The sequence below is a fragment of the Rathayibacter sp. AY1B5 genome (assembly GCF_002932795.1).
Taxonomy (GTDB): Bacteria; Actinomycetota; Actinomycetes; order Actinomycetales; family Microbacteriaceae; genus Rathayibacter.
In genome coordinates this window covers 63,530-87,474 of record NZ_PSWM01000004.1, presented here as the reverse complement: position 1 = coordinate 87,474, position 23,945 = coordinate 63,530, and the positions used below count along the sequence as shown (strand labels likewise).

The following is a 23,945-nucleotide window of genomic DNA, read 5'->3' as shown; positions in this document are numbered from 1 at the left end:
GGGCGCCGTCGCGCCGGTTCCGGGCGGTCAGGCGTCCGGCGCGGCCGTGGCGCGCCTCGTCGGGGATGTCGCAGGCCTCGCCTAGGGTGCTGGTGCAGCGAGAGGATCCATCCTGAAGCGACCGAACGTCCCCGTCTTCCAGCCCCGTCGAACAGTCCACGGGGCTCTCGGCGCGCTGTTCGGATTCGTGATCGTCAGCGTGCTGGCGGGTCTGCTCGCCTCGCTCGTCGTCGCCCCCGCCGCCGCGCTCACCGGAGCGGCGACCTCCGGCACCATCTCGGCCTTCCAGTCCCTCCCGAGCTACCTCGAGGTCGGGCGCCTGATGCAGAAGAGCGACGTCTACGCGGGCGACCCGGACGACCCGACGCTGCTGGCGTCCTTCTACGACCAGAACCGGATCGAGGTGCCGGCCGACCGGATCGCCGACTCCGTGAAGGACGCGCTCGTCGCGAGCGAGGACCCGCGCTTCTACGACCACGGGGGGATCGACCTGCAGGGCACCCTCCGCGCCATCGCCAGCACCTACCTCCTCGACGGCGACACCCAGGGCGGCTCGTCGATCACGCAGCAGTACGTGAAGAACGTGTTGGTGCAGAAGGCCGAGTCGATCCCGGACGAGGCCGACCGCGACCGTGCGTACGCGGAGGCGACGGCGACCACGGCCGAGCGCAAGCTCAAGGAGATGCGGCTCGCGATCGGGCTCGAGAAGGTGTCCTCGAAGGACGACATCCTCCTCGGCTATCTCAACATCGCCCTGTTCGGAGGCACCGTCTACGGCATCGAGGCCGCGGCGGAGTACTACTACGGCATCCCGGCAGCAGACCTCTCCCTCGCGCAGTCGGCGTCGCTCCTGGCGATCGTGAACAACCCCGAGAAGTTCCGCTTCGACCGGCCGGACGACGCGGCCAACGGCGAGGCGAACGGCTACGCGCAGACCCGGGAGCGGCGCGACTACATCCTCGACCGGATGCTCGAGACGGGGAGCATCGACCGGGCCGCGCACGACGCCGCGGCCGCCGAGGCGATCACCCCCGACATCACCCCGCCCTCCACCGGCTGCCAGACGGCCGGCAGCGCGGCCTACTTCTGCGACTACGTGACCCACGTCCTCCGCGACGACCCGGCGCTCGGCGCGACCGACGACGAGCGCTACGCGGCGATCAAGCAGGGCGGGATCAAGGTCTACACGACGATCGACCTCGACCTGCAGAGGACCGCGCAGGAGCTCATGGACGAGCAGGTCCCCTCCTCCGATCCGCGTTTCGACGTCGGGGCGACCGCGGTCGCCGTTCAGAACGGCACCGGGCGCATCCTCACCATGGTGCAGAACAAGCGCTACAGCCAGGACCCGGACGTCATCGCGAGCGGGCCGGAGTTCTCGGCGATCAACCTCAACGTCGACGCGTCCGCGGGCGGCGGCAACGGCTTCCAGACCGGCTCCGCCTACAAGGTGTTCACGCTCGCCGAGTGGCTCGACCGCGGGCACACCCTGCTCGAGCAGTTCGACTCGAAGCAGAAGAACTGGACCGGCTTCGCCGACAGCTGCGAGGGCACGTGGGACTACGACTCCTACAACCCCAAGAACGCCGGCGACGGCGGCTACACCGACACCCAGACGGCGCTGTACTCGACGATCTACTCGCTGAACACGGGCTTCACCGGGATGTCGCACCTGCTCGACCAGTGCGAGATCCGCAAGCAGGCCGAGGCCTTCGGAGTGCACCGCGCGGACGGGACCGCGCTCGTGCAGTCGCCGGGAGCGGTCCTCGGCACCAACGAGATCGCGCCGCTCACCATGGCGACCGCCTACTCCGGCATCGCCGAGAACGGCACGACCTGCACTCCCGTCGCGATCACGGCGATCGTCGGAGCCGACGGTCGCGGGATCGAGCCGGTGGAGACGACCTGCAGCCGGGCGGTGTCGTCGAAGGTCGCCTCGGCGATGCAGTACACGATGCTCAAGGTGACCGCGGAGGGCACGGGCGTCGAGGACGATCCGAAGAACGGCGTCCAGCACATCACCAAGACGGGCACCACCGACAACTCCGCCGACACCTGGGCCATCGGGGCCTCGACCGAGACCTCCCTCGCGGTCTGGGTCGGCAGCATCTCGGCACGCGAGGACGGCTCGAGGGTGAACCTCGACTCGATCGACTTCGACAGCGGCTGGGCGCCCTCGGCACGCCACCGGATCTGGAAGCCGCTGATGACGGCGATCGACTCCCGCTACGGCGGCTCCGACTTCCCGCAGGCCGACCAGTCGCTGATCGCCGCGCCGCAGGTCACCGTGCCGGACCTGTCGGGCCGGACCGGCGACTCCGCCGCGCGGGTGCTGACGGCAGCAGGTCTCACCCCCGGAGCGACGTCGCAGGTCGACTCGACGCAGCCGATGAACACCGTGGCCGGCACCGGTCCCGCCGCGGGCACCCGCGTGGACAAGGGCTCGGTGGTGGGCGTGCAGCTGAGCACGGGGAAGGCGCCGCCCGCTCCCGCTCCGGCCGGCTGACACCGCCGGTCCGTGGCGCCGCCGATCGGCGAGGATCGGAGACGGTGAGGGGTCAGGGGTACGGGCCAGGGGGCGGCTCAGGGTCCGACGGCTCCGGCGGGAAGGAGCCCGAACTCGACGAGCTCGTCGTCGGTGAGCAGCCGGCTGCGGATCATGAAGCGCTTGCCCTCGGGGGCTTCGACGCTGAACCCGCTGCCGCGCCCGTCGACGAGGTCGACGGTGAGGTGGGTGTGCTTCCAGTACTCGAACTGGGAGCGGGACATCCAGAAGTCGATCGGGTCCAGGCCGTCGAGCCGGAGCGACTCGACGAGCACGTCCGAGGCGCCGGTGCGGAACATGCCGGCGGGGAAGCACATCGGGGAGCTGCCGTCGCAGCATCCGCCCGACTGGTGGAACATGAGCGGCCCGTGCAGCGCCGTCATCCGGCGGAGCATGTCGGCCGCCTCCGCAGTGACGTCGACCCTCGTGGAGGTCATGGGTGGTGCTCCTTCGCTCGTGGTGCGGACTGTCTGGGGTGCGCCCGACCGCTGATGGCGAACGCTCGTCCGGTCAGGATCTCGATGCGCCCGCTGCGCTGCCTCCTCGGTCGGCATGAGGGGGCCGCGCGTCGTCAGGTGCCTCGCCCGCAGGGCCGAGCACCGTCCACACACGCCTCGTCAGGTGCCTCGCCCGCAGGGCCGAGCACCGTCCACACACCCGTCGTCAGGTGCCTCGCCCGCAGGGCCGAGCACCGAACGGCGGATCCGCGTCCCAGCGGATCCGTCTCGGTGTGGACGCTCCCCGCTCCTCCCCACCCGGCCACGTCGGCGAGCCGACCGCGGCACGGGCGACGAGGAACGAGGAGCCCGTGCACACCAACTCAGAAGAAGCCCATGGGTCCTTCCGCGTAGGAGACGAGGAGGTTCTTCGTCTGCTGGTAGTGGTCGAGCATCACCTTGTGGTTCTCGCGTCCGATGCCCGACTGCTTGTAGCCGCCGAACGCCGCGTGCGCGGGGTACTGGTGGTAGGTGTTCGACCAGACGCGGCCCGCTTCGATGGCTCGGCCGGCGCGGTAGAGCTGGGCGCCGTTGCGGCTCCACACTCCGGCGCCGAGGCCGTAGAGGGTGTCGTTGGCGATGCCGATCGCGTCGTCGAAGTCCTCGAAGGAGGTGAGGGCGAGGACCGGGCCGAAGATCTCCTCCTGGAAGATGCGCATCGAGTTGCGTCCTTCGAACACCGTCGGGTTGACGTAGTAGCCGCCGCTGAGTTCGCCGCCGAGGTCGGCGCGGTCGCCGCCGATGAGCAGCTTCGCTCCCTCCTGCTTGCCGATGTCCATGTAGGAGAGGATCTTCTCGAGCTGGTCGTTCGAGGCCTGGGCGCCGATCATCGTGGCGGTGTCGAGCGGGTTGCCCTGCTTGATCCGCTTGACCCGCTCGAGGCCGTCTCCGACGAAGTCGTCGTAGATCGAGCGCTGGACGAGCGCCCGCGACGGGCACGTGCAGACCTCGCCCTGGTTGAGGGCGAAGAACGAGAAGCCCTCGAGCGCCTTGTCGTAGAAGGAGTCGCGTTCCGCGGCGACGTCGGCGAAGAACACGTTGGGGCTCTTGCCGCCCAGCTCCAGCGTCACCGGGATGAGGTTCTCGCTGGCGTACTGCATGATCAGGCGGCCGGTGGTCGTCTCGCCGGTGAAGGCGATCTTGCGGATGCGCGGGTGGGAGGCGAGCGGCGCGCCCGCTTCGAACCCGAATCCGTTGACGACGTTGAGCACGCCGGCGGGGATGAGGTCGCCGATCAGGTCGAGCAGCACGTGGATGGACGCCGGCGTCTGCTCGGCCGGCTTCAGCACCACGCAGTTGCCCGCGGCGAGCGCCGGCGCGAGCTTCCACACGGCCATCAGGATCGGGAAGTTCCAGGGGATGATCTGCCCGACCACGCCCAGCGGCTCGTGGAAGTGGTACGCGATCGTGTCGTGGTCGATCTCGGAGACCCCTCCCTCCTGCGCGCGGATCGCTCCGGCGAAGTAGCGGAAGTGGTCGATCGCGAGGGGGATGTCGGCGGCGAGGGTCTCGCGCACCGGCTTGCCGTTCTCCCACGTCTCGGCGACCGCGAGCAGCTCGAGGTTCGCCTCCATGCGGTCGGCGATCTTCAGGAGCATGTTCGAGCGCTCGGCGGGGCTGGTCTTCCCCCAGCTCGCGAACGCCTTCCAGCCCGCCTCGACCGCGCGGTCGACGTCGGCGGCGGTGCCGCGGGCGATCTCGCAGAAGGGCTTCCCGGTGATCGGGGTGATGTTCTCGAAGTACTGGCCGCTCGCGGGGGCGACGTGCTCGCCTCCGATGTAGTGGTCGTAGCGCGAGCGGAAGGAGGCGAGGGATCCCTCCGTGCCCGGATTGGCGTAGACCGTGGAACCCGGCTCCTGCGGTGCCTGCTCGGCGACCTGGTCGGCGTACAGCGTCATGTGGACCTCCATCGACGTCGTTGTCGTGGGCGCGGGGTGGGCGCCCGGTCCTGACGCTACGTCCCGGGGGGTTGCACGACGTTGCACCGGGCGGCGCACCGGCGGGAGCGGCGACGACGACGGCCGGAAGGGCCGGGCGGGGGCGCGGCCGACCGAGGAGGACGGCCCTGCGGCCCGGACCTCAGACGCTCGCGAGCAGGCGCTGGGCGATCCGGCTCATGTACACGCCGTAGGTCACCGTGGCCGCTGCGGCACCCGCTCCCACCCAGGACCACACCTGCGGCCAGGCGGAGCCGTCGACGAGGACCACGACGACCCCGATCGCGCCGACCAGGGTCGTCCAGGTCGCGAGCCAGAGGTCGAGGGTCCGGCCGAAGATCCTCGCCATCGGGTAGAAGTGCAGGCCCACGATCACGGCGATGGCCGGCACGAGGAACCGGTCGAGCCCGGTGCCGGTGAGGACGCCGACCGCGACGCCGATCAGCGCGCCCTCCGCGGCGAAGACCGCACCGAAGAGCAGGCCGTTCGGTTTCGCCGCGCGGTCGGCGTCGGTGAGCTCCACCGCCATCCTCCGTCGGGCGAGGAGGAGGCGGACGGCCTGCACGGCGAAGACCACCGCCGCGAGCGCGCAGACGGTCACGGCGGTCGTCGCAGCCGGCGCCGGCCAGCCGACCGTGGTGTCGCTCGCCCACCACATCGTGAAGACCGCCATCAGGAGCAGGCCCCCCGCGACTCCGCTCGCGAGGGCCCGGGGAGGTGGTGCGAGGGTGCTCATGGGTCGAGGCTAACGAGACGGCTCCGCGGCCGGACGGCTCGGGCAGCGGTTCCCGGAGCGACCGGGTCGGCTCAGCGCTGCTCCGCCTCGAGCGCCTCCAGACGCGCGGCGACGCCGGCACGCCGGGGCGAGCGGGGCGGGAGGACGCGCAGGAGCTCCCGCCACACCTCCGCGTCGTCGCGGCCGTCCGGTCCCTCCGCCCAGGCGAGGAGGGTCGCGGGCGCCGCGTCGGCGAGGACGCTCGCCCGCACCCGCATGCGCAGCTCGTCGGCGATCGCCCGGATCCCCGGCGCCTCGGACGAGGGCAGCGGTGCGCCCCGGTACGCGTCCAGGGCGAGGCGGTGGGAACCGCGGTCGAGCAGGCCGAGCACCTGGCGGGCGTCGAGGTCGACCGGGCTCGCCAGGCGGTAGGGGCGCGAGAGAGGTGCCAGGCGCGGGAGGGTCGGCTCGAGCGCGCGGCGCAGCCGCACCATCTCGGCGCGGACGGTGACCACCGCGTCGTCCCGGCCGTGGAGCAGGAGGGCGAGCTGCTCGGCCGAGAGCCCGGACCGGTGCCAGGCGAGCAGGGTCAGGATCTCGGCGTGCCGGGTGCTGAGTTCGAGCGTCGCTCCGGCGGCCGTCACCAGCCCCGTCTCGCGCCCGAGGACCCGCAGACTCGGCGCGCGGGCCGCCGCCGTGCTCCGAGCGGCGGGACGGCGCGGGCGGAGCAGCCGCTGCACCATCAGCTCGCTCTCGACGGCGGCGGCGGTCGCCTCCATCAGCGGGAGGGTCTGCGGAGCGACGACGTCGGCGCCGCCGGTGATGTCGATCACTCCGAGGATCTCGTGCGTCTCGGGGTCGTGCACGGGGACGGCGGTGCAGCTCCACGGGTGCACGAGCGAGGCGAAGTGCTCGGCGCCGTGGATCTGCACGCCGTGATCGAGCACGAGGGCGGTTCCCGGCGCAGACGTGCCGACGTCGGGCTCGGCCCAGGCGGCGCCCTCGACGAACGACATCCCCTCGGCGAGGCTCTTGAGGTGCTGGTCCCCGTCGATCCAGAGCAGTCGCCCGAGCGCGTCGCCCACCGCGACGAGCACGCCGCTGTCCTCATCGGCGTCGCGCACCAGCAGGCGGCGGATGACCGGGAGGACCGAGGCGAGCGGATGCCCGGTGCGGTACTCGCGGAGGTCGTCCCCCGAGAACGAGAGCGGCGCGGTCAGCCGGTCAGGATCCAGGCGCCGCCGCCGTGCGCGCTCCCACGACTCCTCGACCAGCGCGCGCCGCCGACCGCTGCCAGGGCGTGCCAGCCACGGGTTGGTCATGCGCTCCGCCTCGTCCTCGGGTCGGTGGGAGTCGACGCTACTCCGCGGAGGGCGGCGGCGCCTCTGTCCGCGCCCCGGAACGACCGCGCCCCCGCACCGCCAGCAGCAGCACCGCCGCGACCAGCACCGCGATGCCGAGCACGGCTCCCGCGGTCAGCCGCTCGCCCAGCACCGCCACGCCGAGGAGCGTCGCGGTCGCCGGCTCCAGGAGGGTGAGCGTCGAGACGGTGGCCGCGGGCAGCTGCCTGAGGCCGCGCGCGAAGAAGGTGTAGGCCACGGCGACCGTGACCACTCCGAGCCAGAGCACGGCCGGGATCGAGCCGGAGAGCCGCGAGGGATCGCCCAGCAGCAGGAACGGGAGCGCGAGCAGCGCCGCGACTCCGAACTGAGCGCCCATGGCGGCGACGGGGCTGAGTCCGCGCTCGAGCAGCAGCTTGCCGCAGACGGCGTAGAGCGCGTAGGACGCGCCGGCGCCGGCCGAGGCGGCGAGGCCGGGGAGCGTCACGCCGCCGGACCCGCCTCCGCTCAGGAGCACCACGCCGGCCGCGGCGAGCGAGGTCGAGGCGAACCAGCGCGGGCTCGGCGTCGTCCGCAGGACGAGCCACTCCAGCAGGCCGGTGAAGGCGGGAGCGGAGCCGAGGGCGACGATCGTGCCGACCGCGACCCCGTTCTGCGCGGTGCCGGTGAAGAAAGCGGGCTGGTACGCGGCGACGCCGACCGCTCCGAGCACGACGAGGAGCACGACGGTGCGGGTCGGGCGGGAGCGGCTCCGCCGGCCCAGCGCCTCCACGCCGAGGAGGGCGGCCAGCAGGGCGCCGCCGAGGACGATGCGCGCCGCTCCGAGGAGGAGCGGATCCACGCCCGCCGCACCGAGGGCCTGCGCGGTCCCCGTCGTGCCGAAGCAGACGGCGGCGAGGAGGACGGCGCCGATCGCCGACGTCCGCGCCCCGCTCATCCCGCCCCGCTCCCCCGGCCGCCTGACGACCGGCTCCCAGTGTCCCAGGGATGGGCGCGTGCTCTTCCGCCTCTCGCACCGGGGGCCCAGGATGGAGGGACCGGACTAGCGGAGGAGCACGACGTGGGCATCGCGGAACCGTTCGACCTCGAGGACCACCACCGCAGCGCGCACGGCGCCCTGCGCGAGCACTTCTCAGTGCGCGAGTTCGAGGAGGTGCCGCTGGACCGCGAGGCCATCGTCGCCACCGCGTACCTGCGGGCGATCGAGCACGCCACCGTGGCCCGGGTGCTCCCCCTCGCGCGCGCCCACCCCGACGAGCAGGTCCGCGCGTTCGCGTCCGTCTGGGCCGCCGAGCGGCACCGGATCGCCGACGCCCTGGGCGACGTGCTCGCGGCCTCGCCGCAGATCCGCGGCATCGACATCCGCCCGCCGGAGCCGACGGTGAGGTCGCGCCCGCTCCTCGACCGCGCCGCGGCCTCCCTCGCCGGCCCCGTCGCGCTGGCCCTCGCGGTGGACGCCCGGGTCGCGGTGCACGGCTACCGCCGGCTCGCCCGGCTCTCGCTGCACCCCGAGATGGAGCGCCTCGCCGAGACGGTCACGGGCATCCTCGAGCGGCAGGCCGACTTCTTCACGGTGCACGCGGCGGGACGCCTCGGACGCCCGCTGCCGCGCCGGGTGCAGGCGGCCGGCCTGCTCGCCGTGCTGCGCCTCCCGATCGGCGAGGCCGACCTGCCGGAGGCTCTCGCCCGCGAGGGTCGGGAGCTCGTCTTCGGCCGGGACGACGGCGGACTCGACGGGATCGACGCGGGCGTCGTCGCGGCGTTCGCGCTGCCCTGCACGGCGGCCCGGCGGCTCGTGCACCCCTACCGGCCCGCGTCGATCCGCGCCGCGCACCGCCTCGGACGACTCGCCGCCGACACCCGCGCCGCCGTCACGACCCTGCTGGAGCAGGTGCGCGACTAGCGGCGGCGATCAGCCCAGCAGCTCGCGCACGTCCTCGGCGGTGATCCCGCCTGTGGCCGCGGCGCCGTCGTCCGACATGACCGCGGCGAAGAGCGCGGCCTTCGCCTCCTTGAGGGCCATCACCTTCTCCTCGATCGTGTCCTTCGCGACCAGGCGGTAGACCATGACGGAGCGGGTCTGGCCGATGCGGTGCGCACGGTCGACCGCCTGCGACTCGGTGGCGGGGTTCCACCACGGGTCGAGCAGGATGCAGTAGTCGGCCTCGGTGAGGTTGAGCCCGAAGCCGCCGGCCTTGAGCGAGATCAGGAACACGCCCGCCGCGCCCGAGCGGAACCGCTCGATGACCTCGTCGCGCTTCTTCGTCGCTCCGTCGAGGTACGCGTACTCGATGCCCGCCGCGTCCAGCCGCCCGCGGACCCGGCCGAGGAACCGCGTGAACTGGCTGAAGACCAGCACGCGGTGCCCCTCGCCGAGGGCGTCGCCCAGCAGCTCGTCGAGCAGGTCGAGCTTGGTGGAGGGCACGCTCTCGTGCGCCTCGTCGACCAGCGCCGCGTCGAGCGCGACCTGGCGCAGCACGGTCAGCGCGCGGAAGATCGCGAAGCGGTTCTTCTCGAAGTCGCCGATCAGGCCCAGCACGCGCTGCCGCTCCCGCGCCAGGTACGTGTCGTAGACCTTCCGCTGCTTCGGGCCGAGCTCGACCTCGAGGGTCTGCTCCTGCTTGGGAGGCAGCTCCTTGGCGACGAGCTCCTTGGTGCGCCGCAGCATCAGCGGGCGGATGCGCCGCCGCAGCTGCGAGAGCTTCTCGGTGTCGGCCTCGCGCTCGATCGGCTTCTGGTAGAACTCGACGAACCCGGCGGGCGAGGGGAACAGGCCCGGAGCGACGATCGACAGCAGCGACCACAGCTCCATCACGTTGTTCTCCATCGGCGTGCCCGTGATGGCGAGCTTGAAGGGCACGTCGAGCCGGCGCGCGAGCTGATGCGTCGCCGACTGGCGGTTCTTGACGAACTGCGCCTCGTCGAGGAGGAGCCCCGACCACTGGATGCTCGAGTACGACTCGTAGTCGAGCCGGAACAGGGCGTAGGAGGTGACGACCAGCTCGGCCTCGCCGATGACGCTCGAGAGCGCCTTCCGCTTCTTCTTCGACGTCTCGTCGATGCCGACCACGCGCAGGTCCGGGGCGAAGCGCTTGGCCTCGCCCACCCAGTTCGGCACGACGCTGGTGGGGGCGACGACGAGGAACGGGCGCGGCGAGGTGCCCGCCTCCGCGGCCGCGGCGCGCTGCTCCTGCATCACCCGGGTGACCAGGGCGAGGGACTGCACGGTCTTGCCCAGGCCCATGTCGTCCGCGAGCACGCCGCCGAGCTGGTTGTCGTAGAGGAACGAGAGCCAGTCGTAGCCGAGCTGCTGGTAGGGCCGCAGCTCCACCACGAACCCCTCGGGCAGGGCGCGCGACTCCAGGGCACCGGTCGCGGTGAAGCCGGAGAGCCCCTCCACGGAGCGGCGCCATGCGGCGGCCTGCGCCTCCACGACGCCCAGCTCGACCAGCTCGTCCCAGAGGGAGGACTGGAAGCGGCTGATCCGCAGGGTCTCGCCGGGGTCGTCCGAGAGCTCGCGGGCTTCGGCGATCAGCTCGCGGAGGCGGCCGAACCGCTCGTCGTCGAGGGCGAAGTAGACGCCGCTCGGCAGCACCATGTACTCGTCGCCGCGGGCGAGCGCGAGGAAGATCTCGGCGAGCGGGACCGCCTCGTCGTTCACGGTGACGGAGATCTCGAGGTTGAACCAGTCGCGGCTGTCGGGCCGGGCGACGGTCTGCACGGCGACCACGGGCGCGGTCTGCGCCTCGCGGTACTCGACGCGTTCGCCGATCTCCTCGATCTCGACGGTGCCCAGCTCGCGGAGCCGCTCGACCTCGCCGGTGAGGAAGCCGACGGTCTGCATGCCGCGCAGGTCGAAGGTGGGGCGCAGGCGCCTGCTCGACGGGGACACCAGGGCCGGCGTCGACTCCGGGTCGAGACCTGCTCCGACGAGGGAGTCGAGGATCCGCTGCTCGGCCTCGGGGTCGCGGTAGCCCGCGTCCTCGCCGACCCGCAGCGGGAGCCGCTCGGCGTCCACGCCGCCGCGCGCCCCCTCCACGCCGTAGCGCCACCACCACGAGCCGCGCAGGCCCGCGCCGTCGGTGTGCTCGAGGGTGAGGCCGAGGCGCGGCTCGGGCACCGCAGGCGCCTCGAAGGAGCCGTCGCGGGAGACGATGTCGAACAGCCGGTGCAGCCGCTGGTAGTGCTCCGTGAGGAACGCCGACTCCTCGGCCACTGGGATGCGGATGGCCTCGCGGCTCCAGAGGAACGTGCGCGCGGAGGACAGCAGCGGCGCGGCGAACGGGATGAGCGTGACCGGGCGGGCGCGCATCTCGTCGCCGCCCTCCCAGGTGTAGAGGCCGACGGCGGGGTCGCCGATGAAGCCGAACTCCTCGGGGGCCGGGTGGTCGCCGATCGCGACGAGCGAGCGCAGCTCGAGGCCGGCGGCGGTGCGCGTGACGTCGATGGAGGCGGTGGCCGTCGTGTCGAGGATCTTCAGCGGCGTCTGGTCGCGGTCGCCCATCACCAGACCGATTCCCGCGCGGACGGCGCCGTGCAGGGCCGCCCAGATCGCCTCGCTCCGGCACTGGTCGAGGTAGAGCCAGGTGTCGGGCGAGTAGTAGCTGGAGGCGCTGTGCCCGGAGAGCAGGCCCTGCATCTCGCGGATCACGTCGATCTGGCGCTCGTCGTAGTCGTGGCTGTAGTGCAGGTAGCCGAGGTCGCGCCAGCTGGTGCCGGTGCGCACCCAGCGGTCGCGGTCGCCCATCCGCACCGGGCGCACTCCCAGGCGCGGACGCGGCTCGGGCGGCGGCCGGTAGGAGTTGTAGCGGCCGGGCGGGCGACGCACGGGTTCGCCGGGCAGCAGCTCGAACTGCAGGCCGAGCGGTATGCCGGTGTGGGAGCGCTCGGCGCCGGCGAGCAGCGGGGCGAGCGCGCTGCGCCACTCCGGGACGGCGTCGACGGCGGCCTCGCCCGGGAAGGGACCGGCCACTCCGCCCTCGCGCTCACGGCGCAGGGCCTCGACCAGGACGGCGGCGACGTGCTTGCACTCGTGCTTGACCGGGCAGCTGCAGGCGCCGCCGAGGAGGGTCCAGTGCTCGCCCTCGTCGCGGAGCTGCACGCTCACGGCGTACGGCGAGCGCCCGGATCCGCGGACCTGGCCGAAGAGGCGGGTGCGGCCGCCGAACCACTGCAGCTCGCGGACGCGGCCCTCGTCCGCGTACGCGGTGCCCTTCTCGAGGGCGGCGGTTCCGACGAGGGCGCGGACGTCCTGCTCGGAGAAGGGCTCGTGGCCGGCGGTCACCGGCCCGGGTGCGGCCGACGGCAGCACCTCACCGGGGGGACTCTGGCGGGCCATGGACCTCACGCTCTCCGCGCTCGAACGAGCGCATCCGTCTATTCAACCCGATTCCGGAGGCACCGCGAGCCGCGGGCCGGGATCCGTGGAGGACGCACGGCCGTCCCTACGATGGAGGGATGCCCCGTCTGGCCGTCCTCTCGGCGCACACCTCCCCGCTCGAGCAGCCGTCGACGGGCGACGCGGGCGGGATGAACGTGTACCTCTCGGCGGTGCTGCCGGAGCTGGCGGCGCTCGGCTGGGAGATCGAGGTGCTGACCCGCGGCGAGGGCGTCCGCACCCTCGCGCCGGGTGTGCGGGTGGTGGGCGTGCCGGTGCCGGCGGGCGACAAGTACGCTCTGGCGGCCGCGGCGCCGGAGTTCGCGCGGGCCGCGGCGGGAGCAGACGTCGTGCACTCGCACTACTGGGTGTCGGGCCTCGCGGGGGCGCTCACCGGCAGACCGCACGTGCACTCGATGCACTCGGGCTCGCTCGCCAAGAACGCCCGGCTCGCCCCGGGCGACGTCGCGGAGCCGCAGCAGCGGGTCGACGCGGAGCGCTCCGTGCTCGCCTCCGCCGACGCGATCGTGGTGGCGGGCGCCTCGGAGCGGGCGGACGTCGTCAGCGGGTACGGCGCGGACCCGGACCGAGTCGTCGTGGTGCCGCCCGGGGTCGACGCGCGGTTCCGCCCAGGCGGCGGCGAGCGCTCCGGGGTCGTCCTGGTCGGCCGGGTGCAGCCGCTCAAGGGCCAGCTTCTGGCGGTGGAGGCGCTCACGGCGATGGCGCCGGCGGAGCGGCCCGTGGTGCGGCTGGTGGGCGGGGCGGCACCGGGCCGGGAGTCGTACCTCGATGCGGTGCGCGCCGCGGCGGCTCCGCTGGGCGACCGCGTGCTGATCGAGGGAGCCGCCGACCGCGACCGGGTGGCGGAGCGGCTCCGGAGCGCGGAGCTGGCGCTCGTGCCCTCGGCGGCGGAGACCTTCGGGCTGATCGCGCTCGAGGCCGCCAGCAGCGGCACTCCGGTGCTCGCGCGCCGCACGACCGGCCTGGTGGACGCGGTGCGCGACGGCGGGAGCGGCCTGCTGCTCGACTCCGGCTCCCCCGCGGCGTGGGCCGAGGCGATCCTGAGCCTGCTGGGCTCCCCCGAGGAGCTGGCGCGCCTCGGCCGCGGCGGCGTCGATTGGGCGGCCGCCCACTCCTGGCCGGCCGCCGCCGCCCGACTGGACGCCGTCTACCGCGGCCTCCTGCCCCGCTGAGGTGGCAGGGGCGACGGGGGTCAATCGGCGATGGCGGGGGCTCCGGGGTCGAGGCGGGCGCCGCGGGTGGAGCGGTACCAGGGCGCGAGGCGGTCGGGCGAGACGGCGACCATGGCGGCGCCCGTGAAGCCGGCGTCGTTGCCGAAGCGGGCGGGGACGATCTCGGTGCCGATGTCGAGGAAGCGGGCGAACTCGTCGAAGACGTGCGCCGCCGCGCCGCCGATCACGAACAGCTGCGGCGAGAGCAGCATCTCGAGGTGCCGGTAGTAGACGCTGAGGCGCCCCGCCCACTCCTCGAGGGTGATGCCCTCGCGGCGGACGGCCGAGAAGCCGACCTGCGGCTCGAAGTCGGGACCGTCGATGTGCAGGTGCCCGAGCTCGGAGTTGGGGATCACCACGCCCTCGTGGACGAGCGCCGTCCCGATGCCGGTGCCGAGGGTGGTCAGCAGGAGGAGGCCCTCGCGGCCGCGCATCGCGCCGAACTCGCGCTCGGCGACCCCCGCCGCGTCCGCGTCGTTGACGACGACGACGTCGACCCCGGTGGCCTCCGAGAGGAGGGCCTGCGCGTCGAGCCCGACCCAGCGCTGCGAGACGTGGGTGGTCTGGCGGACGACGCCGCCGCGGACGATCCCGGGGAAGCCGACGCCCACGGACGTGCCCGCGATCGGCGAGACGTCGCGGACGATTCCGGCGATCGCCTCGGCGAAGTCCTCGGGCTCCTTGCCCAGCGGGTTCGCGACCGCGAAGCGCCGGGCCGCCCGCTCGCCGGTGGTGACGTCGACGAGGGACGCCTTGATCGACGTCCCCCCGATGTCGACGCCGACGGCGAAGCGCGGGAGGAGGCCGTCGTGGGGCTGGGTCACGGATGCTCCGTCTGCAGTGGTGGCGAGTGCGGGGACTCGGGAGAGCGGTCGGCCCGTCGGATCCGGGATCGCGACGAGCCGAAGGAGATTCTACGAGCCGTCAGGTGCGCGCGGGCTCAGAGGGCGCGGAGGACGAAGTCGATCACCGGCTCGTAGAGGTGGACGGCCAGCCCGTCGTCGATCGGGACGACCACCTCGATCGAGCCCTGAGCCTCGGCGACGAAGACCGCCGGGTCGTTGCAGTCGGCGATCGCGATCACCGGCAGCCCGCGCCGACCGGCCGCGCCCGCGAAGCCGTGGTCGGCGACGACCAGGTCCGGGCGGATGCCGAGCTCGTCGAGGCGGTCGAGCAGCGCGTCCATCGGCTCCGGCGAGTGCGTGTGCTGCAGCCCTCCGCCGCGGTAGACGCAGGTGACCCCGCCGGTGCACCACAGGGCCTGGTGCTCGTCCGCGAGAGGGACGCGGATGCCGTCGGGGGCGGCGAACGGGAGCCCGTTCACGTCGATCACGCGGGCGCCCCGCTCGGCCGCGGCGGCGGCGAAGCGGCGGTAGACGTCCATCAGGGTCGCGGGGTGCGCGGTCGCGAACAGGAGCAGCGCCCCCTCGCGGACGGCGGCGGCGAACCGGTCGCGGTAGCGCGCGAGCCCCGCGACCGTCAGGCGGGCGTCGATCCGGTCCTGCCCGCTCTCGAAGGAGGGGTCGGTGCTGATCCCCACGCGCTCTCCCATCAGGGCGAGCAGGCTCTCGAGCGTCCAGTGCTCGGCCACGTCCACCCCGTAGAGGTGCGCGGGCTCCCGGGCGGCGAGCCGGCGGAGGTTGCCGAGGTTGCTCGCGCGGCCGGTGAGGACGTCCCCGGCGAGGAGGGAGGAGTCGAGGTACGCCTCGAGCTCGGAGTCGGGCAGCGGCATGCGGGACCTCTCGATCGACGGGGAGCTCCCAGGCTACGGGGAAACCGGGTGTTGACATCCGATCCATCACCGATATATCGTTACTACATCGCCGACAGATCGGAAGCAGCCGCTCCCGACGGGCGACCGGATCCGATCGAAAGGGATCCCCTCACGACAGAGAGCAGCACACCCATGAACTCCAGGACCTTCTTCTCCGACGACCGCCGCGACTCCCGCGACGGCGACCACTCCACCCGCCACGAGCACCCCGGCCGCGGACAGCGCCGCGGACCCGGCGGTCACGGCCGCGGCTTCGGGCCCGGCTTCGGCTTCGGCCCGGGCTTCGGCCCCGGCTTCGGCGGCCCCTTCGGCCGCGGCGGAGGACGCGCCCGACGCGGTGACGTCCGCGCGGCCCTCCTCTCCCTCCTCTCCGAGAAGTCCTCGAACGGCTACGGCCTGATCAAGGCCATCGCCGAGAAGACGAACGGATCGTGGCGCCCCAGCCCCGGCTCCGTCTACCCCACCCTCCAGCAGCTCGTCGACGAGGGCCTCATCACGGCCGTCGGCGAGGGCCGCGGCACCGAGTACCAGCTCACGGACGCGGGCGGCACCTATGTGCGCGAGCACGCCGACGAGCTCGACACGGCCTGGGAGGCCACTCCCGGCGCGAGCGACGCCGACCGCGCCTTCATGGAGAACGTCGGCAAGCTGATGGGCGTCGTGCAGCAGTTCCGCGGAGCGACCGAGGCGCAGCGCGCCGCCGCCTCCGCCAAGCTCGACGAGACCCGTCGCGCGCTGTACCTCATCCTCGCCGACTGACCTCGGCTCCCCTCCCGCGCTCCGCCGCGGGAGCCCCCGGACGGACGGGACCCCCTCGCCTCGGCGACGGGGTCCCGTCCGTTCTGTCGTCTCCGGTGCCGGCGCCTCAGCGGGCGGCGGACAGACGGGCCAGACCCTCGTCGAGGGTGACCGACGGGCTCCACTGCAGATCGGCGCGCGTGCGGCGCTGGTCGAACCAGTGCGCGGTCGAGAGCTGCTCGGCGAGGAATCGGGTCATCGGCGGCTCGTCGGCACCGGGCCGCACGGCCCAGACGCGCTCGACGAGCGAGCCCGCGGCGCGGGCGACGGAGGCGGGGACGGACCAGCGCGGCGGCTCGACGCCCGAGGCGCGGCAGATCCCGGCGAGCAGCTCGGCGACCGGGCGCGGCTCGCCGTTGGTGACGACGTAGGAGCGGCCGTGCACGTCCTCCGCCCGCCCGAGAGCGGCGACGATCGCCGAGGCGGCGTTGTCGATGTAGGTGGAGTCGATCAGCGCCTGGCCGTGCCCGAGGAGCGGCAGTCGGCCGGCGCGCGCCCGCTCGACGATGCGGGCGACGAGCTGGGTGTCGCCCGGACCCCAGACCAGGTGCGGGCGCACGGCGACCACCGCGAACCCGGGGGCGTCGGCCGCGAGGGCCAGCAGCTCGGCGCGGGCCTTGGTGCGGGCGTAGTCGCCGCGGGCGCGATCCGGATCGGCGGGCTCGGCGTCGTCGCCGGTGATCGAGGAGCCGGAGTGGGCGACGGAGGGCGACGAGATCTGGACGAAGCGGCTCACCCCGGCGCGGGCGGCGGCGGCGAGCAGGCGCCGGGTGCCGTCGACGTTCACGCGGTCGAAGTCGCCCGGATCGCCGGCGAGCGAGACCTTCGCGGCGAGGTGCACGACGCCCTCAGCCGCCTCGACCGCCGCCTCGACCGCCCGCGGATCGGTCAGGGAGCCCCGTGCCTCCTCGACGCCCGCGACCCCGCAGGGCCGGCGCTGGAAGGTGCGGACCTCGTGCCCCTGCGCGACGAGTCCCGCGGCCACCGCGCCGCCGAGCAGGCCGCTCGCGCCGGTGACCAGGACCCTCACGGCGCCACCATCCGGCCGCCGGCGAGCACGCCCTCGGCCCAGCGCGAGAGCGCGGCCCGGTCGATCTTGGAGTTGTGGCGGATGTCAGTGGGCAGCGCCGGGACGACGAGCACCGCGGCGACGGGCCGGCCGACGGCCGCGCGCACCTCGGCGGCGAGGGCCTCCTCGGCCAGCACCACGCGGCGCGCGCCCGAGCGCAGCTCGACCACGGCGACCAGCTGCGCGACTCCGCGCGGACCGGCTCCGACGATCGCGGCGCGGGCGACCGAGGCGACGCGCGCCTCGATCCGCTGCTCCGGTCCGACCGGCGTGACCACGCCGTCGGGTGTGACGACGACGTGCGGCATCCGGCCCTCGACCCAGAGGCGGCCGGCGGAGTCGATCCGCCCGACGTCCCCGGTGCGGTGCCAGCGCTCGCCCGGGACGGCGCCGATGCGGGCGGCGCGGTCGGTCAGCCAGAGGCGCTCGTAGTGGTCCTCGACGTGACCGGCCGAGACGACGATCTCGCCGGTCGCGCCGACGATCTCCTCCGGCTCGTCCGCGGCGCGGCCGTCGGCGTCGAGCGGGGCGATCCGCAGTCGGACGCCCGCGGCGGGCACGCCCACGCAGACGCCTCCGCGCGGATCGTCGTCGGAGGCGGCCTCGCGGATGCCCTCCAGCGACGCGTCGGTGAGCAGCAGCCCCTCGGTCATGCCGTAGGGGGTGCGGGCGGAGGCGTTCGGCATGAGCGCCTGCGCCTCGCCGAGCAGTCCCGCCGAGACGGGGGCGCCGGCCGAGAGGAACGTGCGCACGCCGGCGAGGGCGCGGTGGTCGTCGGCGTCGAGCGCGCCGGCGGTGGCCACGACGTTGGCCAGCGCGGCCGGCGACAGGAACAGCACGGTCGCGTCGACCCGGGCGGCGGCCGCGGCGACGGCGGACGCGGTGAGCGTCCGGGGCGCGGTGACGTCCATGTCCGGAGTGGCGGAGCGCGTGCCCAGCGCGGGACCGAGCAGGGCGAACGGCGCGAAGCCCGCGACGAGCCCGGTGCCCGGTCCGATCCCGTACTGGCGGGCGAGCGCGTCGCGGACGCCCGCGAGTTGACGGTGCGTGTAGACGACGCCCTTGGCGGGGCCGGTCGAGCCGGAGGTGAAGAGGATCGCTGCCACGGCGTCGGCGGCGGGCGGCTCGCCCAGCGCCTCCGGGTCGGCCGCCAGCTCGGCGCGGCCGAGCTCCACGAGCTGCCCGAGCGAGGTGTCCACGCCGAGAGCGGCGGCGGAGGCGCGGGGCAGGGTCTGCGTCGACACCCGACCGCCGGGCCAGCGGAGGGCCCGCGCGACGGTGAGGCCGGGCAGGGCGCCGACCACGAGATCCGGCCAGGCGCCGCGGACCGCGCGGGTGAGACCGCGCAGGCCCAGGCCCGCGTCGGCGACGACGACGACGGCTCCGATCCGCAGGCACGCGTAGAGCACCGCCGTCAGGTCGGCGCCGGGCGGCACGAGGAGCGAGACGCGGTCGCCCGCGGAGACGCCCGAGGCCCGCAGCCCGGCGGCGAGCTCGCGGACCCGCTGCGAGAGCAGGCGCCACGAGACCGAGCGGGGGCCGCCGCCCCCGGGAGGCGCCATCTCGACCAGGGCGAGCGAGCCGTCCTGCGCGTTGCGGTCGAGGTGCGCCCACAGCGGCTCGACCGGCGCGGTCGGGCGGCGGATGTCCGGGGCCGGGTCGCCGCCGAAGGGCTCGTCGCCGTCGGAGAGGTCGCCCAGCCAGGCGAGGACGGCGGAGGCGTAGTCGACGTCCTCGGCCACGAGGTGGCCCGCTCCCTCGTAGCGGTGGACCTGCGCGTGGGGCAGGCGGTCGACGAGGTCGTCGAGGTAGCGGTCGGAGAAGATCGGGTCCAGCGGGCCCCAGAGCATCAGGGCCGGCGTCGTCAGGGTGCTGACGCCCTGGGCGATGCGCTGCAGCTCCGGGTCGCTCGGGTGCGCGGAGTCGACCGGGATGTCGGCGACGAAGCCGCCCACTCCGCCGCGGCGCGACGCGGACCGGTAGGGCGCGCGGTACCCCTCCTTCACCGCGGTGGGCAGCGCCGGACGCCCCAGCGCGAGGGTCGTCTCGAGGAAGGCCGGCGTGCCGACCGTGGAGGCGCCGAGCACGCCCGAGGCGAGGGCGAGCCGGAGCGGGGCCGGGATCGGCTCGTCGGCGCTCTGGTGGATCGCGGTGTTCAGGAGCATCGCGGCGCGCAGCTGCTGAGGGTGGTCGACCGCCCAGCCCAGCGAGACGACTCCGCCCCAGTCGTGGCCGAGGGTGACCACGTCGTCGAGCCCGAGCACGTCGGTGAGGTTCGAGAGCTCGCGCACGCGGTCGGCGAGCGTGTGCAGGGCGCCGGTGCGCTCGGAGAAGCCCATCTCGAGCTGGTCGACGGCGACCACCCGCCAGGCGGGCCCCCCGCGGCGGGCGGACTCGAGGGTGGCGGCGGCGAGGCGGCGCCAGAGGTAGGACCAGGTGGGGTTGCCGTGCACGCAGAGGACGGTGCCGACCGGCTCCGTGCCGAGGGCCTCGCCCGTGTCGAGCAGGTGCCAGCGGCGCGGGACGCCCTGGGCGTCCGGAGCGTCGACCAGGCGCGACCACGCGGGATCGAGCCCGTCGAGCCCGGCCGGGGGGAGCATCGCCGCGGCCGTGGAGCCGAGCGCTCCGCGGATCCGCTCGGCCGGGTGGGGCGCGGTCACCAGGCGATCTCGAGCATCGCGGTGTTGATGCCCGAGCCCACTCCGATGAGCAGCACCCGGTTGCCGGGCTGCAGGGTCTCGGCCTCCTGGGCCAGGGTGATCGGGATCGACGCCGGGCCGACGTTGCCGAGGGTGGGGTAGGTCGTGGGGACGCGGCTGCGGTCGATGCCGACGGCCTTCACCAGGGCGTCGGTGTGCACGTCCGACACCTGGTGCGTGATGTAGCGGTCCATCCCGCTCCAGTTCCAGTCGCGGGTGGCCTCCTTCCACGCCGAGAGCACGAGCTCCATGCCGCCCTTGAGCAGCGCCTTCGCGTCCGTGAACATGCCGTCGACGCTGCCGACGCAGAGCTCGTTGAACTGCGTCGCCGCACGGGTGATCCCGCCGAGGATGCGGTGGCCCTTGGGGTGCTCGTCGGCCGGGCCGAGGACGGCCGCAGCGGCGCCGGAGCCGAGCGTCAGGCTCGCGAACTCGCTCATGAAGTCCTTGCGCTTCACGCCGTCGCGGCTGAGGCGCTCGATCGTGTTGACCTGGATCTCGTCGGCGTCCTCGCCGTCGATGATGAGCGCGTAGCGGATCTGGCCGGAGTCGATCAGCTGCGCGGCGAGGGTCATGCCGTTCACGAAGCCGAGGCACGCGTTCGCGATGTCGAAGTTGATGGCCGACGAGGGCAGGCCGAGCCCGTGGTGCAGGCGCACGGCGACCGAGGGCTCGAGGTGCTTGCGGGTCACCGAGGTGTTGATGATCAGGCCGATCTGGTCGGCGCGGACGCCGGCCTCGGCGAGGGCCCGCTTGCCCGCCTCGATCGCCGCTCCGTCGAAGCCCTGCTCGGAACCCCAGTTGCGGCGCTCGTGCACGCCGGCGACGCGCTGGAGGAGCCCGGTGGGGAGCCGGAGGCGCTTGAGCGCCGGGGCGAGCCGCGCCTCGATCTCGGCCGACGTGGTCACGCGCGGAGCCAGCGTCGTCGCGACGGACAGCAGTGCGACGTTGCGGTGCGTGGTCGTTGCGTTTCCGTCCAACGGAACTCCCTGTCGAGTTGTCGATCCTGGCATGTGCCTCCGTGATTTTACGCTGTCGTTCAGGCAGCGCTTCCTGAACGCCGGCTGGATGGTCGCGGAACGCGTCCTCGGCGGCCGGGCCGAGGCTCCTCCCCCGGAACGACGGGCGAGGAGCTGCTGAGGCCATACGCGACGCGCGGTGTCAACCCACCCGCCGGGCGTCAGGTCCCCATCGCCCACGGCTCGCGATCGCCGCGGAGGCGGGCGGCGAGCGCCATCGCCTGCTCGTCCGTCAGGGTCGCGACGTAGTCGACCACACCGCGTCCCCGGCCGAGCCGCTGCAGCGCCGCCGGGTCGGAGGTCGGCCGGCCGCGCTCGTCGGCCGGGAGCCAGTCGGGGTGGTCGGCGCGGAGGCGGAAGTAGCCGTCGGTCGCGAGCTCGATCAGGTCGAGCAGCTTCTGCGGAGCCCGCGAGCCGTCGCGGGGGTCCTCGAGCCAGGCGTCGAGGTGGGTCACCAGCGTCTCGAGCACCTGGGACTGACCGCGCTGGTAGGTGGCGAAGTCGGGCCGGTCGATCACGAAGCGGGTGTGCACGAACTTCAGCACGGCCACGTCGTGCCAGGCGTCCGGGAGCAGCGAGAGGTGGCCCGAGCGGACGTTCGGCTCGGCGAGCACCACCACGGAGCGCTGCAGGCGGCCGATCCAGGAGGAGACGAAGGACTCGATCGCGCGCTCGGTGCGCGTCGATCCGTCGAACGGGAGCGCGAGGAGCCCCTCGACCAGCTCGGTCGACACCCGCTCGACGGAGGCGCGGAAGTGCTCGTCGCTCGCGATCCACGGGTCGCGGGCTACGAGCCTCCGGCGGAGCATCTCGAGCGAGTGCCCGGGAGCCCGCGCCCACAGCTCCTCCGCGTCGAGGGAGGCGAGGGCGTTCTGCTCGCGGAGGAACGCGCGGAACTCCACCGCGACGGCCGCCTGCTGCAGCACTCCTGCGCGGTAGAAGTCGTCGAGGTCGTGCAGCGAGTAGGCGATGTCGTCGGCGACGTCCATCACCGAGCACTCGAGGGTCTGCTGCCAGGGGGCGATCGCGGCGAAGCCGGAGCGGGCGTCGAGCAGGTCGTCGAGGTCGAGGGTGTACGCCGAGAACTTCGGCGGCGCGGTCTCCCAGCGGCTGGCGGTCGAGCCGCGGGGCAGCTCGGTCGGGTCGGCGGAGTCGATGCCGGGGCGGTGGACCGTCCGCCCCCACGGGTACTTGAGCACGGCTGCACGGGAGGCGGCGGTGAGGTTCAGCCCCACCTCCACCGTCTCGCAGACGTCGAGCTCGGAGAGGATCCGGAACGACTGCGCGTTGCCCTCGAAGCCCTCCGCGAGCCCCAGCCGCTCGCGCGCGAGGCGGTCGAGCGCCTGCTCGCCGAGGTGGCCGAACGGAGGGTGGCCGAGGTCGTGCGCGCTGGCCGCGGCCTGCACGACCACCGGGTCGCAGCCGCCGAGCCGCTCGACCAGCTCGCGCTGAGCGGGATCGGTCGTGGTCAGCTGCATCGCGATCGCCCGAGCGACCGCGGTGACCTTGATCGAGTGCGTGAGCCGATTGTGCACGACCTGCCCGACGCCCGAGGGCGAGATGACCTGGGTCACCGCGGAGAGGCGGGCGAAGTACGGCGAGAAGCGGATCCGCTCGAGGTCGACGCGGTACTCGGGGTACTCCTCGCCGGTGGCGAACCGGTCGACCGGCTCGGGGATGCGCCGGTCGCGGCGGTGGTCGTGCGGGGCCGAGGCCCTCGGGGCCGTCGTCTCGGAAAGTGCCGGCTCGCTCATGGCTTCACCCTAATCAGGGGCGCGGGGGCGGAGGCGCGCGTCACGCGGGACTCTCGCGCGGGGCGACGGCGAGGTGCACGGCCGCAGCGACGACCGCGCCGACGACGTAGGCGGCGATGTCGAGCCAGGAGAAGGTGGTGCCGACGACGAGGCGGAGCGGCGCCCACAGCTCGACCAGGCGCGACGCGACTCCGATCGCCTGCAGCTGCTCCATCGCGATCGACCAGGCCAGCGCGATCCCGGCAGCCGTCACGCCCGGGATGCGGGGCAGGAGCACCGCGATCAGCAGCGCCACCAGCACGACGTAGGCCACTCCGCCGGCGAGGTCCGCGAGCAGCCCCGTCAGCACGAACCGCAGCGCCAGGCCCAGGCCGAGCACGGCGACGGCCGCGATCGCGAAGCGGAGCCGCACCCTCACCGGGCACGCTCCTCGAGGGCGCGCTGGAGGCGGTCGAGAGCGAGGAGGAACGTGCGGTCGTCGGCCACGCGCCAGCCGAGGGCCGCCGGTGCGGCGACGACCAGGGGCACGAGGACGGTGCGCGGGCGCCGCCTGGCCGCTCGGAGGACGGCGGAGGCGGGCGGGGCGAGGACCGCCAGGACCAGCGCACGGACCCGGTGGGCTCCCGAGGGCGAGGTGCCGACGCCCACCGAGACGATCCGGTCCCATCCGGCGATGCGCAGGGCGTCCGCGTGCTCGGCGGCGAGCTCGAGTCCGTCGCGGCCGACGGCGAGCACCGCGGCGGCGGCGGCCGGAGCGGCGGAGGCGGGTGCCGCGATCCGGCGCAGCGCCCGGTCGAGCTCGGGAGTGCGCAGGACGGCGAACCCCTCGGTGACCGCGGCGAGCGCCGCCAGCCGGCGCTGCCGCTCCGGGGCGGCCTGGCGGACCCGGGCCCGGACGGCGGCCGGGGCGGGCAGGGGCGCGGCGAGCAGCGCGGTCGGCTCGAACCGCGTGCGCGGGGGCAGCGGGACCGTCGGCGGCGTGCGCGGCGGGGGCTCGCCCCAGTGCGGCGTCGATGCGGGATCCATGCGCCCCTCCCTCCTCGCGCGGCTCCGAGCCGCCCCTGAGATCATCCCTCCTCCGCCCTCCCGCCTTGCCGAGAGCGCCCGGCGGGCTTACGATGGAGTACCCCCCGGGGGTATGCCGTGACGGGCGTGCCGACCGGACGCCCACCGGGCCGATCGATCGGAT

General features: G+C 74.0%; 18 protein-coding genes. 4 read left to right on the top strand and 14 right to left on the bottom strand.

Going from position 1 to position 23,945, the window contains the following annotated elements; all coding sequences use genetic code 11:
* Positions 1 to 187: 187 nt before the first annotated feature.
* Positions 188 to 2,506, top strand: a complete 2,319-nt coding sequence (locus C5D44_RS04555) for a transglycosylase domain-containing protein (RefSeq protein WP_104280978.1) — start codon at positions 188 to 190, stop codon at positions 2,504 to 2,506.
* Between the two features lie 77 nt (positions 2,507 to 2,583).
* On the opposite strand, the gene C5D44_RS04550 is transcribed toward C5D44_RS04555, so the two are convergent.
* The 5 genes from C5D44_RS04550 to C5D44_RS04530 all read right to left on the bottom strand — a co-directional run bounded on the left by C5D44_RS04550 (position 2,584) and on the right by C5D44_RS04530 (position 7,971).
* Entirely contained in the window at positions 2,584 to 2,982 is a 399-nt protein-coding gene (locus C5D44_RS04550; RefSeq protein ID WP_104276632.1) for a DUF779 domain-containing protein, read from the bottom strand.
* A gap of 383 nt (positions 2,983 to 3,365) precedes the next feature.
* On the bottom strand, positions 3,366 to 4,940 hold the full coding sequence (locus C5D44_RS04545; RefSeq protein WP_104281008.1) for an aldehyde dehydrogenase family protein: 1,575 nt from the start codon (positions 4,938 to 4,940) through the stop codon (positions 3,366 to 3,368).
* A gap of 181 nt (positions 4,941 to 5,121) precedes the next feature.
* A complete protein-coding gene (locus tag C5D44_RS04540) occupies positions 5,122 to 5,715 on the bottom strand; it encodes a hypothetical protein (protein WP_104280977.1) in 594 nt (197 codons plus the stop codon).
* A 71-nt stretch (positions 5,716 to 5,786) separates the two neighbouring features.
* Positions 5,787 to 7,016 (bottom strand): GAF domain-containing protein, encoded by a 1,230-nt coding sequence (locus C5D44_RS04535; protein ID WP_104276629.1) that lies wholly within the window; start codon positions 7,014 to 7,016, stop codon positions 5,787 to 5,789.
* Positions 7,017 to 7,053: 37 nt separating this feature from the next.
* On the bottom strand, positions 7,054 to 7,971 hold the full coding sequence (locus tag C5D44_RS04530; protein WP_104280976.1) for a DMT family transporter: 918 nt from the start codon (positions 7,969 to 7,971) through the stop codon (positions 7,054 to 7,056).
* Positions 7,972 to 8,094: 123 nt separating this feature from the next.
* Between C5D44_RS04530 and C5D44_RS04525 the strand changes: the two genes are divergently transcribed.
* Positions 8,095 to 8,937 carry a hypothetical protein gene (locus tag C5D44_RS04525; RefSeq protein WP_104280975.1) on the top strand — a complete coding sequence of 281 codons (843 nt, stop codon included), beginning with the start codon at positions 8,095 to 8,097 and terminating at the stop codon, positions 8,935 to 8,937.
* 9 nt (positions 8,938 to 8,946) lie between these two features.
* Here the strand turns inward: C5D44_RS04525 and C5D44_RS04520 are convergent, their stop codons facing one another.
* On the bottom strand, positions 8,947 to 12,372 hold the full coding sequence (locus C5D44_RS04520) for a DEAD/DEAH box helicase (protein WP_104280974.1): 3,426 nt from the start codon (positions 12,370 to 12,372) through the stop codon (positions 8,947 to 8,949).
* A gap of 119 nt (positions 12,373 to 12,491) precedes the next feature.
* Here C5D44_RS04520 and C5D44_RS04515 point away from each other — a divergent pair, with 119 nt between their 5' ends.
* The gene (locus tag C5D44_RS04515; protein ID WP_104280973.1) at positions 12,492 to 13,604 is read left to right on the top strand and encodes a glycosyltransferase; all 1,113 of its coding nucleotides are present in this window, start codon (positions 12,492 to 12,494) and stop codon (positions 13,602 to 13,604) included.
* 20 nt (positions 13,605 to 13,624) lie between these two features.
* Here the strand turns inward: C5D44_RS04515 and C5D44_RS04510 are convergent, their stop codons facing one another.
* Together C5D44_RS04510 and C5D44_RS04505 are read right to left on the bottom strand one after the other, a co-directional pair.
* Positions 13,625 to 14,467: an ROK family protein gene (locus C5D44_RS04510; RefSeq protein ID WP_258067878.1), complete on the bottom strand. Its 843-nt coding sequence runs from the start codon at positions 14,465 to 14,467 to the stop codon at positions 13,625 to 13,627.
* A 116-nt stretch (positions 14,468 to 14,583) separates the two neighbouring features.
* On the bottom strand, positions 14,584 to 15,375 hold the full coding sequence (locus C5D44_RS04505; protein WP_104280971.1) for a phosphatase: 792 nt from the start codon (positions 15,373 to 15,375) through the stop codon (positions 14,584 to 14,586).
* A gap of 174 nt (positions 15,376 to 15,549) precedes the next feature.
* Between C5D44_RS04505 and C5D44_RS04500 the strand changes: the two genes are divergently transcribed.
* Complete coding sequence (locus C5D44_RS04500) at positions 15,550 to 16,176, top strand: PadR family transcriptional regulator (RefSeq protein WP_104280970.1); 627 nt, start codon at positions 15,550 to 15,552, stop codon at positions 16,174 to 16,176.
* A gap of 106 nt (positions 16,177 to 16,282) precedes the next feature.
* Here the strand turns inward: C5D44_RS04500 and C5D44_RS04495 are convergent, their stop codons facing one another.
* The 6 genes from C5D44_RS04495 to C5D44_RS17890 form a co-directional block, all read right to left on the bottom strand.
* The gene (locus tag C5D44_RS04495) at positions 16,283 to 17,245 is read right to left on the bottom strand and encodes an NAD(P)-dependent oxidoreductase (RefSeq protein WP_104280969.1); all 963 of its coding nucleotides are present in this window, start codon (positions 17,243 to 17,245) and stop codon (positions 16,283 to 16,285) included.
* The gene (locus C5D44_RS04490; RefSeq protein ID WP_104281007.1) at positions 17,242 to 19,884 is read right to left on the bottom strand and encodes an alpha/beta fold hydrolase; all 2,643 of its coding nucleotides are present in this window, start codon (positions 19,882 to 19,884) and stop codon (positions 17,242 to 17,244) included. The genes C5D44_RS04495 and C5D44_RS04490 overlap by 4 nt, the downstream gene beginning before the upstream one ends.
* A gap of 56 nt (positions 19,885 to 19,940) precedes the next feature.
* Positions 19,941 to 20,996, bottom strand: coding sequence for a 3-oxoacyl-ACP synthase III (locus C5D44_RS04485; protein ID WP_104276620.1), 1,056 nt, complete (start codon positions 20,994 to 20,996; stop codon positions 19,941 to 19,943).
* Between the two features lie 167 nt (positions 20,997 to 21,163).
* The gene (locus C5D44_RS04480) at positions 21,164 to 22,756 is read right to left on the bottom strand and encodes a deoxyguanosinetriphosphate triphosphohydrolase family protein (RefSeq protein WP_104276619.1); all 1,593 of its coding nucleotides are present in this window, start codon (positions 22,754 to 22,756) and stop codon (positions 21,164 to 21,166) included.
* Positions 22,757 to 22,796: 40 nt separating this feature from the next.
* A complete protein-coding gene (locus C5D44_RS17895) occupies positions 22,797 to 23,174 on the bottom strand; it encodes a DUF2809 domain-containing protein (RefSeq protein ID WP_181110020.1) in 378 nt (125 codons plus the stop codon).
* On the bottom strand, positions 23,171 to 23,782 hold the full coding sequence (locus C5D44_RS17890) for a hypothetical protein (RefSeq protein WP_181110018.1): 612 nt from the start codon (positions 23,780 to 23,782) through the stop codon (positions 23,171 to 23,173). The genes C5D44_RS17895 and C5D44_RS17890 overlap by 4 nt, the downstream gene beginning before the upstream one ends.
* Between the last annotated feature and the right edge of the window lie 163 nt (positions 23,783 to 23,945).